At 69.6% G+C, this 15708-nt stretch carries 16 protein-coding genes; 14 read left to right on the top strand and 2 right to left on the bottom strand.

Going from position 1 to position 15708, the window contains the following annotated elements; genetic code table 11:
- The first annotated feature begins 10 nt into the window (after positions 1-10).
- The 5 genes from murF to K0817_RS11220 all read left to right on the top strand — a co-directional run bounded on the left by murF (position 11) and on the right by K0817_RS11220 (position 6487).
- Positions 11-1441, top strand: coding sequence for a UDP-N-acetylmuramoyl-tripeptide--D-alanyl-D-alanine ligase (gene murF, locus K0817_RS11240; protein ID WP_219981506.1), 1431 nt, complete (start codon positions 11-13; stop codon positions 1439-1441).
- A complete protein-coding gene (gene mraY, locus K0817_RS11235) occupies positions 1438-2550 on the top strand; it encodes a phospho-N-acetylmuramoyl-pentapeptide-transferase (RefSeq protein ID WP_219981505.1) in 1113 nt (370 codons plus the stop codon). Before murF ends, mraY begins: the two co-directional genes overlap by 4 nt.
- A complete protein-coding gene (gene murD, locus K0817_RS11230; RefSeq protein WP_219981504.1) occupies positions 2547-4094 on the top strand; it encodes a UDP-N-acetylmuramoyl-L-alanine--D-glutamate ligase in 1548 nt (515 codons plus the stop codon). Before mraY ends, murD begins: the two co-directional genes overlap by 4 nt.
- The gene (gene ftsW / locus K0817_RS11225; RefSeq protein WP_219981503.1) at positions 4051-5319 is read left to right on the top strand and encodes a putative lipid II flippase FtsW; all 1269 of its coding nucleotides are present in this window, start codon (positions 4051-4053) and stop codon (positions 5317-5319) included. The genes murD and ftsW overlap by 44 nt, the downstream gene beginning before the upstream one ends.
- An 82-nt stretch (positions 5320-5401) precedes the next feature.
- Positions 5402-6487 (top strand): glycosyltransferase, encoded by a 1086-nt coding sequence (locus K0817_RS11220; protein WP_219981502.1) that lies wholly within the window; start codon positions 5402-5404, stop codon positions 6485-6487.
- A 2-nt stretch (positions 6488-6489) separates the two neighbouring features.
- Here K0817_RS11220 and K0817_RS11215 read toward each other — a convergent pair whose 3' ends face one another.
- The gene (locus K0817_RS11215) at positions 6490-6861 is read right to left on the bottom strand and encodes a GntR family transcriptional regulator (RefSeq protein WP_219981501.1); all 372 of its coding nucleotides are present in this window, start codon (positions 6859-6861) and stop codon (positions 6490-6492) included.
- Positions 6858-7772 carry a hypothetical protein gene (locus K0817_RS11210; protein ID WP_219981500.1) on the bottom strand — a complete coding sequence of 305 codons (915 nt, stop codon included), beginning with the start codon at positions 7770-7772 and terminating at the stop codon, positions 6858-6860. The genes K0817_RS11215 and K0817_RS11210 overlap by 4 nt, the downstream gene beginning before the upstream one ends.
- A 223-nt stretch (positions 7773-7995) precedes the next feature.
- Between K0817_RS11210 and murC the strand changes: the two genes are divergently transcribed.
- The 9 genes from murC to K0817_RS11165 all read left to right on the top strand — a co-directional run bounded on the left by murC (position 7996) and on the right by K0817_RS11165 (position 15702).
- Positions 7996-9420 carry a UDP-N-acetylmuramate--L-alanine ligase gene (gene murC, locus K0817_RS11205; protein ID WP_219981499.1) on the top strand — a complete coding sequence of 475 codons (1425 nt, stop codon included), beginning with the start codon at positions 7996-7998 and terminating at the stop codon, positions 9418-9420.
- 6 nt (positions 9421-9426) lie between these two features.
- Entirely contained in the window at positions 9427-10497 is a 1071-nt protein-coding gene (locus K0817_RS11200; RefSeq protein WP_219981498.1) for an FtsQ-type POTRA domain-containing protein, read from the top strand.
- A 176-nt stretch (positions 10498-10673) separates the two neighbouring features.
- A complete protein-coding gene (ftsZ, locus tag K0817_RS11195) occupies positions 10674-11828 on the top strand; it encodes a cell division protein FtsZ (protein WP_219981497.1) in 1155 nt (384 codons plus the stop codon).
- Positions 11829-11864: 36 nt separating this feature from the next.
- On the top strand, positions 11865-12551 hold the full coding sequence (locus tag K0817_RS11190; RefSeq protein WP_219981496.1) for a YggS family pyridoxal phosphate-dependent enzyme: 687 nt from the start codon (positions 11865-11867) through the stop codon (positions 12549-12551).
- A 32-nt stretch (positions 12552-12583) separates the two neighbouring features.
- Entirely contained in the window at positions 12584-13048 is a 465-nt protein-coding gene (locus tag K0817_RS11185) for a cell division protein SepF (RefSeq protein WP_219981641.1), read from the top strand.
- A 9-nt stretch (positions 13049-13057) separates the two neighbouring features.
- On the top strand, positions 13058-13357 hold the full coding sequence (locus K0817_RS11180) for a YggT family protein (protein WP_219981495.1): 300 nt from the start codon (positions 13058-13060) through the stop codon (positions 13355-13357).
- Between the two features lie 130 nt (positions 13358-13487).
- Entirely contained in the window at positions 13488-14081 is a 594-nt protein-coding gene (locus K0817_RS11175; protein ID WP_219981494.1) for a DivIVA domain-containing protein, read from the top strand.
- A gap of 3 nt (positions 14082-14084) precedes the next feature.
- Positions 14085-14780, top strand: a complete 696-nt coding sequence (gene lspA, locus K0817_RS11170) for a signal peptidase II (protein ID WP_219981493.1) — start codon at positions 14085-14087, stop codon at positions 14778-14780.
- Position 14781: 1 nt separating this feature from the next.
- Positions 14782-15702 (top strand): RluA family pseudouridine synthase, encoded by a 921-nt coding sequence (locus tag K0817_RS11165; protein ID WP_219981492.1) that lies wholly within the window; start codon positions 14782-14784, stop codon positions 15700-15702.
- The last annotated feature ends 6 nt before the right edge of the window (positions 15703-15708 follow it).

The following is a 15708-nucleotide window of genomic DNA, read 5'->3' as shown; positions in this document are numbered from 1 at the left end:
CCGGAGACCCATGATCGCGCTCACCATTGCTCAACTCGCCCACGCCGTCCGAGGCGAGGCCCGCCCGACCGCGGGGGACACTCCGCAGACCCTCGTCTCGGGTGCGGTCGACACCGATTCGCGGCTCATCGGGCCGGGCGACATCTTCGTCGCCAAGCCCGGCGAGGCCACCGACGGGCATCTCTTCGTGGGCGCCGCAGCCGCGGCAGGCGCTGCCCTTGCGATCGTGGAGCGGCCGGTCGAAGCAGCCGTGTCGCAAGTGGTGGTGCCGGACGCCGTCGCCGCGCTCGCGGATCTCGCGCGCGAGGTCGTGAAGCGGGCGAGGGATGCCGCGGCGGTCGACGCTACGGGCCTGAAAGTCGTGGGCATCACGGGGTCGAACGGAAAGACCACCACCAAGAATCTGCTCGCCCGCATCCTGGAGGGTGACGGCGAGACCGTTGCCCCGAAAGCCTCGTTCAACAACGAGGTGGGGGCTCCGCTGACGATGCTGCGCGTCACCGAGCGGACACGGTTCCTCGTGAGCGAGTTCGGCGCGAGCGCGCCCGGCGAGATCGCGCGGCTCGCGGGGCTGGTCGATCCCGATGTCGGGATCGTGCTGATGGTGGGCATGGCGCACGCCGGCGGCTTCGGCGGCATCGAGGCGACCTTTCACGCCAAGTCGGAGCTCGTGCGGGCGATCCGCCCCGGGGGACTGGCGATCCTCAACGCCGACGACGCCCGTGTCGCGGCGATGGCGCCGATCGCCGCCGAGAAGGCCGCCGGAGTGCGGTGGTTCGGGCGCGGGCCGGCAGCGACCGATGTGCGTGCCGATGATGTCGCGGTGACGGCATCCGGGACGTCCTTCGTCGTCACCGCCGACGGCGCGACGCTTCCGGTGCGGCTCCGGGTGCTCGGTGAGCACCACGTCATGAACGCCCTCGCGGCGATCGCGGCGGCGACCGCGCTCGGTGTGAGCCTCGCCGACGCCGTCGCGCGCCTGGAGACGGTCGAGATCGCCGAGCGATGGCGCATGCAGCCGCTCGGCTCCGACCGGGTCCGGATCATCAACGACGCCTACAACGCCAGCCCCGATTCGATGGCGGCAGCGCTGCGCACCCTCGCACAGATCACCGGACCGGGTGAGCGCACTGTCGCCGTGCTCGGCGCCATGAGCGAGTTGGGGGAGTACGCCGAGGAGGAGCACGACCGGGTGGGTCTGCTGGCGGTGCGCCTGGGCATCCAGCGCATCGTCGTGGTCGGAACCGAGGCACGCCGCATGTACCTCGAGGCCGTCGCCCAGGGGTCGTGGGACAACGAAGCGGTGTTCTTCGAGACCGCCGACGACGCGTTCGAGTATCTGCGTGGCGAGCTGCGCGACGGCGACCGCGTGCTGGTCAAGTCATCCAACTCCGCGGGGCTGCGGTTCCTCGGCGATCGTCTGGGAGAATCGTTCTCGTGAGATCACTCCTGACTGCGGCTGCGATCTCGCTGGCCTTCACGCTCTTCCTCACTCCGGTGTTCCTCCGGCTGTTCCGGGCGTGGGGCTGGGGCCAGGTCATCCGGACCCCAGAGAACGTCCACAATCCCAGTCATCAGGCCAAGCGCGGCACGCCCACGATGGGCGGAACGATCTTCATCGCCGGCACGATCGTCGGCTACCTCGTCGGCGCGTACACCGGCAACAACCCGCCGACCATCTCGGGCTGGCTGGTGCTGTGGATGATGGTCGGGCTCGGCGCCGTGGGTTTCATCGACGACTACATGAAGGTGCGCAGTCAGCGCAGCCTCGGGCTCAGCGGCTGGCGCAAGATCGTCGGCCAGATCCTCGTGCTGGTGCCGTTCGGCGTCGTCTCGCTGAACTTCCCCAACCGGTGGGAGCAAACCCCGGCATCGCCGTTCGTCTCGGTGTTCCGCGATGTGCCCGCGCTGTCGTTCATGGCACTGGGTCTCATCGTCGGCTGGATCCTCTACCTGCTGTGGATCTCGATCATCGGTGTCGCCACGTCGAACTCGGTCAACCTCAGTGACGGGCTCGACGGCCTGGCGGCAGGCTCGGGCATCTTCGTCACCGGCGCATACAGCCTCATCGCCTTCTGGCAGTTCAACCAGGCGTGCTGGGGAGGGGAAGCCCTGTCGACCGCCGCGCAGGCCGCCTGCTACCCGACGCGCGACCCCTTCGACCTCGCCATCGTCTCGGCCTCGTTCGTCGGCGCCCTCATCGGGTTCCTGTGGTGGAACGCGCCGAAGGCGAACGTCTTCATGGGCGACGTGGGCTCGATGGCGATCGGCGGCGTCATCGCCGCGATGGCGATCCTGACGCGCACCGAGCTCCTGCTGATCCTGGTCGCCGGTGTCTACGTCATCGCCTCGGGCTCGGTCATCCTCCAGCGGATCTACTTCAAGATCACGCGGGGCAAGCGCCTGTTCCTCATGAGCCCGCTGCACCACCACCTCGAGATGCGCGGCTGGTCCGAGATCACCATCGTCGTGCGCATGTGGATCATCGCCGGCCTGCTCGCCGTCTCGGGGGTCGGATTCTTCTACGTCGAATGGCTCTCGCGGACATGACCTCAGACCGACTCGCCGGGCTCACGAGCTGGAACGCCGATTGGAAGGGCCTGCGCGTCGCCGTGCTGGGGCTGTCGGTCACCGGGTTCTCAGTCGCCGACACCCTCGCCGAACTCGGCGCCGACGTCTTCGTCTTCACCGAGAAGGCCGATGAGGAGTACGCGCGTCTGCTGCCCGTCATCGGCGCCCGCCTGTGGACCGGCGCACTGAACGCCGTCCCCGCCGAGCTCTCGGAGTTCGCCCCCGAGGTCGTCGTGGCATCGCCGGGGTTCCCTCCGCGGCATCCCGTCATCGCGTGGGCCCGCGAGGCGGGCATCGGGCTGTGGGGAGACATCGAGCTGGCGTGGCGCGTGCGCGACAAGGTGGTGCGCGCCGATGGCGCCCTCGCGGACTGGATCCTCGTCACCGGGACGAACGGGAAGACGACCACGACGCGGCTGACTGCGACGATGCTCGTCGCCGGCGGGCTGCGTGCGGCCCCCGTAGGAAACATCGGGACGCCCGTGCTCGACGCGGTACGCGACCCTGCCGGGTTCGATGCGCTCGTCGTCGAGCTCTCGAGTCACCAGCTGTGGTACCTCGGGCTGCAGGTCGGCCCCGACCCCGTGTCGCCACACGCCGCGGTGTGCCTGAACCTCGCCGACGACCACCTCGAGTGGCACGGCTCGTTCGAGGACTACCGCGATGCCAAGGCGCACGTGTACGACAACACGCGCGTGGCCTGCGTCTACAACAAGGCGGATGCGGCCACCCGCCACATGGTCGAGGACGCCGACGTCGTCGAGGGCGCGCGTGCCATCGGGTTCGATCTCGGCGTCCCCGGGCCGAGCGACCTCGGTGTGGTCGACGGCATCCTGGTGGACCGCGCCTTCCTCGACGACCGCCGCACCAGCGCGCTCGAGCTGACGACGGTCGCCGACCTCGCCGCTCAAGGCCTGGGTGCACCGCACATCGCGGCCAACATCCTCGCGGCGGCCGCCCTGGCGCGATCGCTCGACGTCGCGCCGGCGGCCATTCGCAACGCACTGCGGGGCTTCCGTCTCGACCCCCATCGCATCGAGGTCGTGGCGCGTCATGCGGGCATCACGTGGGTGGACGACTCCAAGGCGACCAACCCGCACGCGGCGGCCTCGTCACTCGCGGCCTACCCCGGCGCGGTGTGGATCGTCGGCGGGCTCCTCAAGGGCGTCGACATCTCGGACCTCGTCGCCGAACGCGGGTCATCGGTGAAGGCCGCCGTCGTTATCGGCGCCGAGCGCGACGCCGTGATCGCGGCGTTCTCACGACACGCGCCGGCGGTGCCGGTGTTCGAGGTCGAGGCCGATGAGACTGAGGGAGTCATGACGCGGGTCGTCGAGCTGGCGGTCGGGGTGGCACGTGACGGGGACGTGGTCCTGCTCGCTCCCGCCGCAGCATCCTTCGATCAGTTCGCGTCGTACGCGGATCGCGGCGAGAAGTTCGCGGCAGCGGTGAAGGAACGGATCGGGGCGGGGGCTGAGGATGACGACCACCGAGACCCGACCGGTCCGGCCGGGCCAGCCTGAGCCATCCGCCAAGCGCGGCCTTGCGGCCCGCGTGTCGCTGGGGCGGGTGTTCGCTCCCGTGCCGAGCGAGTTCCTCCTCATCGCCTCGACCACCCTGCTGCTGACCGTCTTCGGCCTCGTCATGGTGCTGTCGGCGACGTCTGCGACGGCGACCGCCCGCGGCGAGGCGCCTTGGGAGATCGTGCTCAAGCAGGGGCTCTTCGCGATCATCGGCATCCCTCTCATGCTCATCGCCAGCCGCTTCCCACTGAGCTTCTGGAAGCGGATCGCGTGGCCGGCACTCATCTTGGCCGTCGTCTTGCAGTTGCTGGTGTTCACTCCTCTAGGCCAGGAGGAGGCCGATGGGAACCGCAACTGGATCAACATCGGCGGCTTCCAGGCGCAACCGTCGGAGTTCCTCAAGCTCGCCCTCGCGCTGTGGGTCGCCTTCGTGCTGTTTCGCAAGCGGACACTCCTTGCCGACTGGCGCCATGTGTATATCCCACTCGTTCCGGTCGCCGGCCTGGCAATCGCCACGGTCATCGCAGGTCGGGACCTCGGCACCGCCATGATCCTGGTGCTGGTGGTGCTCGGCGCGCTCTTCTTCTCCGGAGTCAAGCTTCGGGTCTTCGTTCTCCCCGCCCTCGCCGCCGCCGGGTTCGTCGCCTTCTACTTCCTCACGAGCCCGGACCGTATGCGCCGGTTCATGAGCTTCCTGAATCCCAACTGCCTCGACGACTACTTCAACGACTGCTATCAGCCCCTCCACGGAATCTGGGGCCTCGCGAGCGGCGGCATCTTCGGGCTGGGCCTGGGCAACTCGCGTGAGAAGTACGACTGGCTTCCGGCGGCTGCGAACGACTACATCTTCGCGATCGTCGGCGAAGAGCTGGGCCTCATCGGGTGCGCCGTTGTGCTGGCACTGTTCGCGCTCTTCGCGGTGGGGGCGTTCCACGTGATCCGCAAGACCGACGACCCGTTCGTGCGCATCGCCGCCGGCGGCATCACGGTGTGGATCGTGGGCCAGGCTCTGATCAACATCGGCGTCGTGCTGCGTGTGTTCCCGGTGCTCGGTGTGCCGCTCCCGTTCATGTCGCAGGGCGGGACGTCACTGCTGTCGGTGCTGCTCGCGTGCGGTGTGCTGCTCTCGTTCGCCCGCACGCTGCCCGCCTCGGTCGCGCGGCGGGAGGCCGCGATCGCGCAGGCGCGCGCTCGCCGCACACGCGAAGCCGCTACGCGGGGCTGAGTCGCGGATCCGGCGGGCGCGGCATCCGTCCCCTGTCCGTCACGTCACGGTGTGCCGACGCGCCCGTGGGAGAATCGTGCGGATGACGACCTACCTTCTGGCCGGCGGCGGCACCGCCGGGCACGTCAACCCGCTCCTGGCCGTCGCCGACGCGCTGCGTGCGCGCGAACCCGCCTCCGATGTGCTCGTGCTCGGCACGCGGGAGGGACTCGAGTCGCGTCTGGTGCCCGAGCGCGGCTACGAGCTGCTCTTCGTCGACAAGGTGCCCTTCCCGCGGCGGCCGAACCGCGCGGCCGTGGCGTTCCCGAACCGGTTCCGGCGCGCGATCGCACAGGTGCGGGAGCACATCGCGGCCCGCCGCGTGGATGTCGTCGTCGGGTTCGGCGGGTACGCCTCCGCCCCCGCCTACGTCGCGGCGCGGCGCGCCGGGGTGCCGTTCGTCGTGCACGAGGCCAACGCCCGGCCGGGTCTTGCCAACGTGCTCGGTGCGCGCTGGGCGGCCGGCTCCGGCGTCGCGTTCGAGGGCACGCCGCTCAAGGGGGCTCGCGTGGTCGGCATGCCGTTGCGGCGCGAGATCGTCGATCTCGACCGCGGGGCAGTCCGCCGCGAGGCGGCTACGTACTTCGGCCTCGATGCATCCCGGCCCGTGGTGCTCGTGTTCGGCGGGTCGCTGGGGGCCCAACGGCTGAACGAGGCGTTCGGCGATGGGCACGGTGGGGCCTGGCGAGACGTCCTCGACGCCGGCTGGCAGCTTCTCCACGCGACGGGGGAGCGGTCCGATCTGTCCGATCCCGGCGTGGACGGCTATGCGGTGCGTCGGTACCTGGACCGGATGGATTTCGCCTTCGCGCTGGCGGACTTCATCGTGTCTCGCGCTGGTTCGGCGACGGTCAGCGAGATCAGCGCCCTCGGTATCCCCGCGGTGTACGTCCCATACGCGGTCGGCAACGGGGAACAGGCCCTGAATGCCGCGTCCGCCGTGCGGTCCGGGGCGGCGGTGTTGATTCCGGATGCCGAGTTCACGGGCGATCGGGTGCGGTCCGAGGTGGTGCCGCTGCTGGCCGACGAGACCCGGCGTGCCGCGATGACGGCGGCCGCGGCATCCGTCGGCACCCGCAACGGCACCGAGAACGTCGTCGCGATGATCGACGAGGCCCTCGTGCCGTAGGGTCAGGCCGGCGCGGTGCCGCCGGCGCGCAGGGCCGCTGCCACGAGGGCCAGGGCTTCGTCCGTGTCGAGCCGCAGCGCGCGCACCTGTTCGGCGAAGGCCGCCGCCGCCCGCTGGGCCTGCTGGTGGGCGGGATCGCCGTGGAACGACACGAAGGTGCCGTTGCGTCCGCGGGTCTCGATGATCCCGGCTGCCTCGAGCTCGCGGTACGCACGGGCGACGGTACCGGGCGCGACGCCGAGGTCTTCGGCCAGCCGCCGCACCGTGGGCAGCCGCTCGCCCGCGGCGAGCTCGCCCGACGAGACGGCGTCAAGGAGCCCCGCGCGCAACTGCTCGAACGGCGGGACATGAGACGAAGGGTCGATGACGATCATGCGGTTCCTCCGACCGTGGCCGGCCGGCGGAGCCAGTCGGGATAGAGCGCGGCGGGCAGGCGTCGGCCCGTGCCGGGGTAGACGAACTGCAGCGCGATGAGTCCCAGGGTCGGCAACTGCCAGGCCAGCCCGCTGAAGGCGCCGTCGGCGCCGATCCATATCGCTCCGACGGACGACGCGATCACCCCCCACGCCGCGAACGCCATCGAGAGGCGCAGCTGGCCGATCGTCGTGGAGCGGAACGCATCGTCCCAGGCGAGCTCGAGAGTGTCGGTCGCAGGCTGCGCCTGAGCGAGCACCCGTCTCTCCAACGGAGGCACCACGACCAGAGTCGCCACGGCGACGGCTGCGAAGACGAAGGCTGCCGTCGCGAGCACGCCGTTGACGCCTTCAGGCGTCCGCGCGAGCGCGATGCCGAGTGCAACGACCGACGCCCCGGCGGCGCACGCGAGCAGCCAGGGGAGCATCCTTCGGACGGGATCGAGGTAGTCGACGACGCCCACAGCCCGAGCGCGCGCGACGCGCGGGGCGTTCGGCGCGGGATGGAAGAGGCGCTCGCGCACGCTCGCGAGGGCGGACACGATCGCCGTCGCGATCAGGACGGGAAAGATCACGTAGAGCGGGAAGGCGGGGGTGGCTGCGAGCGGGGTGAGGAGGAGCCAGGCGGCGGCCAGGATCCCGACCAGCATCGCGAGCGCGCTCGCGCGGCTAGCCGATTGCACCCGCGCTACCACGGACTCCCGCGTCCGTGCCGAGCCGTATGGCAGACGGATCTGCTGCGAGAACCGGTCGGCGCGGGCGTATGCCGACGACCTCGTGCTCACCAGGATCACCACGACCGCGCAGACGACGATCGAGACCCCCATGATGACGACGTTCATGGTCCGTACGTACTCCCAGTCCGGCTCCATGCACACATTGTGCTACGCGTTGTGGCAATGTGTCAACACAAACCGCGCCAGCCCGACCGTTCATTCGCCACATATGTACGCGAATCGCGGGTTTCGGCGTACATATGTGGCGAACGAACCGGGCGGGGTGGAAGGGCGCGGACGTCGTGCGAGGGCGGGGGCGCGAGGGCGGCCCGCGCGCCGGGGGCCGAGGGAGCGGCGCCCAACTTAGGATTGGACGGTCATGATCAGACCCGACCTCAGCCTTCCCATCCCCGAGAACATCGAGGCCGCCCACTTCATCGGGATCGGCGGCTCCGGCATGTCGGGCCTCGCGCGCATGTTCCTCGATCGCGGCATCCGTGTCTCGGGCTCGGACCGCGCCGACAGCCCGGGGCTCCGCGATCTCGAGGCGCTCGGCGCCACCGTCTACGTCGGCCACGACCCTGCGAACCTCGCGGACGACGTCGACACGGTCGTGCACACCGGCGCCATCTGGCCCGAGAACCCGGAGTTCCTGCTCGCGAAGGAGCGCGGGCTCCACGTGATCCACCGGTCGCAGGCGCTGTACTGGCTCATTGGCGGACGACGGCTCGTCTCGGTCGCCGGCGCCCACGGCAAGACCACGTCCACCGGCATGATCGTCACGGCGCTGCGCGACCTCGGCGCCGATCCGGCCTTCGTCAACGGCGGGGTCATCTCCCAGCTCGGCGTCTCGAGCGCGAGCGGTTCGGACGACCTGTTCGTCATCGAGGCCGACGAGTCCGACGGCACCTTCTTGCTGTACGACACGTCGATCGCTCTCGTCACGAACGTCGACCCGGACCATCTCGATCACTGGGGCTCGGCCGACGCGTTCTACGCGGCGTTCGCGCGGTTCGCGAACGACGCGCGCGAGGCCGTCGTGATCTCGTCCGATGACCCGGGCGCTCAGATCGTGACCTCGCAGCTGACCCACCCGCGTGTCGTCACCTTCGGCGAGTCGGCGGACGCGACCGTGCGCGTGAGCGACATCGTCACCGACGGTCCGGTCACCTTCCGTCTCACCTACGACGGCGCCACTGTCGAGGCCCGGCTGCCTGTGCCGGGAGCGCACAACGCGATCAACGCCGCGGGTGCCGTCGCCGTCCTCCTGACTCTCGGGCACGGACTCCAGCCCGCCGTGCGCGCCGTCGAGGGCTTCGCGGGCACGATCCGCCGCTTCGAGCTGCACGGGGTCGAACGGGGCGTGAGCGTCTACGACGACTACGCACACCACCCCACGGAGGTCGCTGCCGCCCTCGCGGCTGCCCGCACGGTGGTCGGCGACGGACGCATCATCGCGATCCAGCAGCCGCACACCTACTCCCGCACGCAGGAGATGTATCGCGAGTTCGCGCACGTTCTGGAGCAGTACGCGGATCACACCGTCATGCTCGACGTGTACGGAGCCCGCGAGGATCCGGTGCCCGGTGTGACCGGCGAGCTCGTCAGCGGCGCGTTCGCGGATCCGTCGCATGTCCACTTCGTCCCGGACTGGCAGCAGGCCGCCGACTACACCGCGACGGTCGCCCGCGAGGGCGACTACGTCATCACTCTCGGCTGCGGCAACGTCAACCTGATCATCCCGCAGGTGCTCGAGGCCCTCGGCCGAACCGCGCCGAACCCGCGTTCGGACACGGGGGAGTAGCGCCGCATGCGCCGTCCGTCGCCGCTGCCGCAGCCGTCCGCGCGAGAGGCGGAGCAGGCGGATGCCTCGCCTCGCGGCCGTCGCGACGCGCGCGCGCCGCGCGGCGAGACGACGAAGGATGCTGCCGCTGGTGCGGGTCGTTCCGGCCCTTCCACCGAGCCCACCGAGCCAACCATCGCCGCGGCCGCAGCCGGCGTCGCCGAAGACGGCGACGACCTCACCGCGCCCGTCATCCCGCTCGGGAGTCCACTGCCGTTGCCCGGATCTGAGCCCGGGACCTCGGGCGACACCGCCGACTCATCCGCGTCGGGAGATGTCGGGTTCCGTGACGTCTGGCGGGCCGCGCGTGCGCGCCGCAAGGCGCTGCGCGCAGAAGTCCGGCGCTTCACCGTGCGTCAGCGGCGCCGCCGTGCGCTGTGGCTCGGCGCTGCAGCATCCGTCGTCATCCTCGCCCTGGCGACGATCGGCGCCGCCTACAGTCCGCTGTTCGCGGTGGAGCGCGTCGTGGTTGTCGGCGTCGAGCAGCTCGATGCCGCTGAGATCGTCGACGCGCTCGAGGGCCAGGTCGGCACGCCGCTGCCGCTCGTCGACGAGAGCGCCGTGAAGGCCGAGTTGGTCGCGTTCCCGCTGGTGGAGTCGTACACGCTCGAGGCCCGGCCCCCGCACGACCTCGTGGTGCGGATCGTGGAGCGCACCCCGATCGGCCTGATAGAGACTCGCGCCGGCTATACCCTCGTCGACGCGGCGGGTGTCGCGCTGTCGACTTCGGCCCAGCCCAGCCCCGGCACGCCTCTGCTGTCGATCACCGGCGGAGCGGACTCCGATGCGTTCTCGGCTGTGGGTCAGGTGATGCGGTCGCTGCCCGATGAGCTGCGCGCACAGGTGACCGCGGTGTCGGCGACGACGCCCGACGACGTCACGCTCTCGCTCGGCGAATCGAACGCACAGGTGGTGTGGGGGAGCGCCGAGGAATCCGCGAACAAGGCGCTCGTGCTGGCTCGAGCGATGATCTCGCACCCGCCCGCGGGCGTCATCAGCTACGACGTCTCGTCACCCGACGCGATCGTCATCCGCTGATCCGTCGTCGTCCGATCAGGCGCTCTTGAGGCCGGGTTGGCGCGACACGCCGTCCGGGTCCGGCCGCGTGCGCGGCATCCGCTTACTTTCGTCACAACGGGAATTGCATACCGGGCAATTCTTTATACCTCTACTAGAGGTTGAAGGTTAACAGGTCCAGGGCTACGGAGGCCGGCATGAGCCAGAACCAGAACTACCTCGCCGTCATCAAGGTGGTCGGTGTCGGCGGAGGCGGCGTCAACGCCGTCAATCGCATGATCGAGCTCGGCCTGCGCGGTGTCGAGTTCATCGCGATCAACACCGACGCCCAAGCACTGCTGATGAGCGACGCCGACGTCAAGCTCGACGTGGGTCGCGAGCTGACGCGCGGACTCGGCGCAGGAGCCGATCCCGAGGTCGGTCGTCGCGCCGCCGAAGACCACGCCGAAGAGATCGAAGAGGCTCTGCGCGGCGCCGACATGGTGTTCGTCACCGCGGGCGAGGGCGGCGGCACCGGCACAGGCGGCGCTCCCGTCGTGGCGAAGATCGCCAAGTCGATCGGAGCGCTGACGATCGGTGTCGTGACCAAGCCCTTCTCGTTCGAGGGTCGCCGACGCCAGCAGCAGGCCGAGACCGGCGTGGGCAAGCTGAAGGAAGAGGTCGACACCCTCATCGTCGTCCCGAACGACCGCCTGCTCGAGATCAGCGACCGCGGCATCTCGATGATCGAGGCGTTCGCCACGGCCGACCAGGTGCTCCTCGCCGGTGTGCAGGGCATCACCGACCTGATCACGACGCCGGGTCTGATCAACCTCGACTTCGCCGACGTCAAGTCGGTCATGCAGGGCGCGGGATCCGCGCTCATGGGCATCGGATCCGCGCGTGGCGCGGATCGTGCGATCAAAGCCGCCGAGCTCGCGGTCGAATCGCCCCTGCTCGAGGCCTCCATCGAAGGCGCGCACGGCGTGCTGCTGTCGATCCAGGGCGGCTCGAACCTCGGCATCTTCGAGATCAACGACGCCGCGCAGCTGGTCAAAGAGGCGGCGCACCCCGAGGCGAACATCATCTTCGGCACCGTCATCGACGACACCCTCGGCGATGAGGTGAGAGTGACCGTCATCGCCGCCGGCTTCGACGGCGGGGAGCCGCAGCAGCGCATCGAGCCGATCACGGCGTCGCGCGTGCAGGCAGCGCCCGCGCTGCCGTCGACGACCGCTGACGACGCCGCCAAGGACCGCGACGTCGAGCCTGTCGCTCCCGCTGTGCCGGTGTCGGTGGGCGCCATGTCCGAGACGTCGTACGACTCGGCCTTCGGCGACGACGACCTCGACATCCCGGATTTCCTGAAGTAAGCGCGTCGGCACTACAGCAATCAGCCAGTCACCCTGATGACCGATCTCGCCGCACGCCTCGCCGAGGTCGATCAGCGGATAGCGGATGCCGCGCGCGCGGCCGGTCGCGATCCGTCCGAGCTGACACGCATCGTGGTGACGAAGTTCCATCCCGTCGCGCTCGTCGAGCAGCTTTACCGGCTCGGCGTGCGCGACGTGGGCGAGAATCGCCAGCAGGAGTTCACGCGCAAGGCTGCCGACGCCGCCGCGCTGGACGGCCTGCGCTGGCACTTCATCGGGCAGGCGCAGACCAACAAGGCTCGCGCGATCCGGGCCGCAGCATCCGTCGTCCACTCCGTCGACCGGCCGCGTCTCGCCGACGCGCTGCACGGTGCCGGGGAACCGGGCGATGCGGTGCTGGACGTGCTGCTCCAGGTGAACCTCACCGACGACGCGGGCCGGGGCGGGGTGGCCCCGGGCGAGCTGGAAGCCCTCGCTGCGCACACGGCTGCGCTGTCGACGTTGCGCGTGCGCGGCGTCATGGCGGTGGCCCCGCTCGACGAGCCGCCGGCGCCGGCATTCGAACGGCTCCGCCGCTGCGCCGAAACGGTGCGCCGGGTGGTCCCGGACGCCGACTGGATCTCGGCAGGGATGACCGCCGACTTCGCGGAAGCGATCGCGGCGGGCGCGACACACCTGCGGATCGGGTCGGCAATCACGGGCCCAAGGCCGGATCACGGTTAACCTCGGAACAGATGAGCACTACGGAGGATGCGATGTCGAACCCGCTCAAGAAGACCATGGTGTACCTGGGCCTCGCCGATGAGGAAGAGGTCTACGAAGAGCCGGCCCCCCAGCAGCGCGGTCGCAAGACCGAGCAGGCCCTGGACAAGCCCGCTGCCCCGGTGACGCCGATCCACCGGCCCACCGTCGTGCGCCAGCCGGCGCCGCAGGCGGTGAGCGAGATCCTCACGGTGCACCCGAAGCAGTATCGCGACGCGCAGGTGATCGCCGAGAACTTCCGGGAAGGCATCCCGGTCATCATCAACCTCTCGCAGATGAGCGACGCCGACGCGCGCCGGCTGATCGACTTCGCGAGTGGCCTGTCACTCGGCCTCTATGGCCGCATCGAGCGTGTGACGAGCAAAGTCTTCTTGCTTTCGCCCGAGAACGTCGCCGTCTCGGGCGACGGCGGCGTGGCGCATGCCGACGCGGAATCCGTTCCCTTCGCACAGCCGTAGTCTGGCTAAGTGGCTGTCGTCCAACTCATCGCATCGGTCCTCAACCTCGCGCTGCTCCTGTACGTCTTCGTACTGCTCGCGCGGCTGATCCTCGACTGGATCCCGTTCTTCAACCGGGAGTGGCGTCCTCGGGGTGCCGGGCTCGTTGCCGCCGAGATCGTTTACACGCTCACCGACCCGCCGATCAAGCTCTTCCGTCGTTTCATCCCGCCCCTCCGCGTCGGCGCCATCGCCATCGATTTCGGCTTCGCGCTGACGATGCTGCTGTGTTTCATCCTGCTGAGCGTCACTCGCGCCATCGCCGCGTGACGCGCGGGGCGCCGAGCACGTACTCCTTCGACACTCTCGGACGCCACGACTATGCTTGCCTGATACCGTCGGCCGTCAGCCGGCGGCCCCGACATCGGCCAGCGACCAGACGCTCGAAAGAGGAATCACCATGGCATTGACCCCCGATGACGTCGTCACCAAGCAATTTCAGCACGTGCGCTTCAAGGAGGGTTTCGACCCCGATGAGGTCGACGACTTCCTTGATGAGATCGTCGTCGAGTGGCGCAAGACGATCGCCGAGAACGATGAGCTGAAGGCGAAGCTGGCGGCGTACGAGTCTGGTTCCGCTCCCGCCCCCGCTGCCGAGCCGGCCCCCGCCCCGGTCATCGCCGAGGCACCTGCTCCGGCCCCGGCCGCTGCGACCGGTGCGGGCGCGCCCGCCGCGAGCGCCGGCATCATCGAGCTCGCACAGCGCCTGCACGACGAGCACGTCGCCGAGGGCATCGCCCAGCGCGACCAGCTGATCGCCGACGCCAAGGCCCAGGCGGCCTCGATCGTCTCAGAAGCCGAGACGCGCGGCCGCGAAGAGCTCGCGAAGCTCGACCGCGAGCGCTCGTCGCTCGAAGGCCGCATCTCGGAGCTGCGCAACTTCGAGCGCGACTACCGCGCTCAGCTGCGGAGCTACATCGAGGGCAAGCTGCGTGACCTCGAGACGACCGCGACGACGTCCGGCGCACAGCCGGTGTCGGCCATCGGCCTCTAGGCGTTGACAGACCGACCTCGGCCCCTGAGATCGTCGAAGGGTCGTCACGCGGCGGCCGGCGCCATCATCGCGATTCTCGCGGTGCTGGTGCTGGCCGCCGATCAGTTCGCAAAGCACGTCGCACTAGAGAACCTCCCCTACCAGGAGACGGTCCCGGTCTTCGGGGACTTCTTGAGCTTCTATCTCACGCGCAACCCTGGCGCGGCCTTCTCGCTCGGCGAGGGTGTCACCTGGATCTTCACGATCGCACTGGCAGTGGTCGCAGGGGTGATCGTGTGGCTTGCCGCCACTCGGGTGACATCGCGCCTGTGGGCGGTCGCGCTGGGTCTGCTGCTCGGCGGCGTTCTGGGCAACCTCACCGACCGCATCCTGCGTGAGCCCGGCTTCGCCGTCGGCCACGTCGTCGATTTCATAAACACGCCCTGGATGTGGTTCTTCCCGGGCATGTCGCCGGCCATCTACAACATCGCCGACATCTTCATCGTCTCGATGATGATCGGCGTGGCCATCCTGGTGCTCGTCGGCATTCATCTCGACGGCACGCGGGAGCGCCGCACCACCGACGACCACGACGAAGGCTCGACGGATGCCACGTCCGGTCTCTCGGCTGCGTCCGAGACATCGGGCACCGTCGCTGCAGACCCGCTGGCACCACCATCGGAGGCGGACGGCGGACCGACCGACGCCTCGAAGGCCTGACATGGAGTCGCGAAGCCTTCCCGTCCCTGACGGTCTCGACGGCGCGCGGGTCGACGCCGCGCTGGCGAAGATGCTGGGCTTCTCGCGCACGTTCGCGGCCGACGTCGCCGAAGCGGGCGGCGTGGTGATGGACGGACGAACGCTCGCGAAGTCCGACAAGCTGCGCGGCGGCGCGTGGCTCGACGTGTCGTGGGCTCCCAAAGAGGAGCCGCGGATCGTGCCGCTCGCCGTGCCAGACCTGGGCATCGTCTACGACGACGACGAGATCGTCGTGGTCGACAAGCCCTCGGGCGTGGCGTCGCACCCGTCGCTCGGCTGGGAGGGTCCGACCGTGCTCGGCGCCCTCGCCGCCGCCGGATACCGCATCGCGACGACCGGAGCCGCCGAGCGGCAGGGCGTGGTGCACCGTCTCGACGTCGGCACGAGCGGGCTGATGGTGGTGGCCAAGTCCGAGCGGGCCTACACCGCACTCAAGCGCGCCTTCAAGGAGCGCGAGGTCGACAAGGTGTACCACACGGTCGTGCAGGGGCATCCGGATCCCCTCGCGGGGACGATCGACGCGCCGATCGGACGTCACCCGAACCACTCCTGGAAGTTCGCCGTCATCCCCGACGGCAAGGACTCCATCACGCACTACGAGACGCTCGAGGCGTTCCGCGGGGCCTCCCTGCTCGAGATCCATCTCGAGACCGGTCGCACGCACCAGATTCGGGTGCACATGGCTGCGCACCGGCATCCGTGCGTCGGCGATCCGCTCTATGGTGCCGACCCGACACTGTCGGCCCGGCTGGGACTCACCCGCCAGTGGCTGCACGCGCACGAGCTCTCGTTCTCACACCCGGCGACGGGGGAGTGGATGACGCTCGTCTCGCCGTACCCTGCCGACCTTGCGCACGCGCTCGAGGTGCTGCGGGGAGACTAGCCGGGC

Source organism: Microbacterium sp. HD4P20, from assembly GCF_019449275.2.
GTDB lineage: Bacteria > Actinomycetota > Actinomycetes > Actinomycetales > Microbacteriaceae > Microbacterium.
The sequence above is the reverse complement of the archived record's forward strand: the minus strand, read 5'-3'. Positions and strand labels throughout refer to the sequence as shown.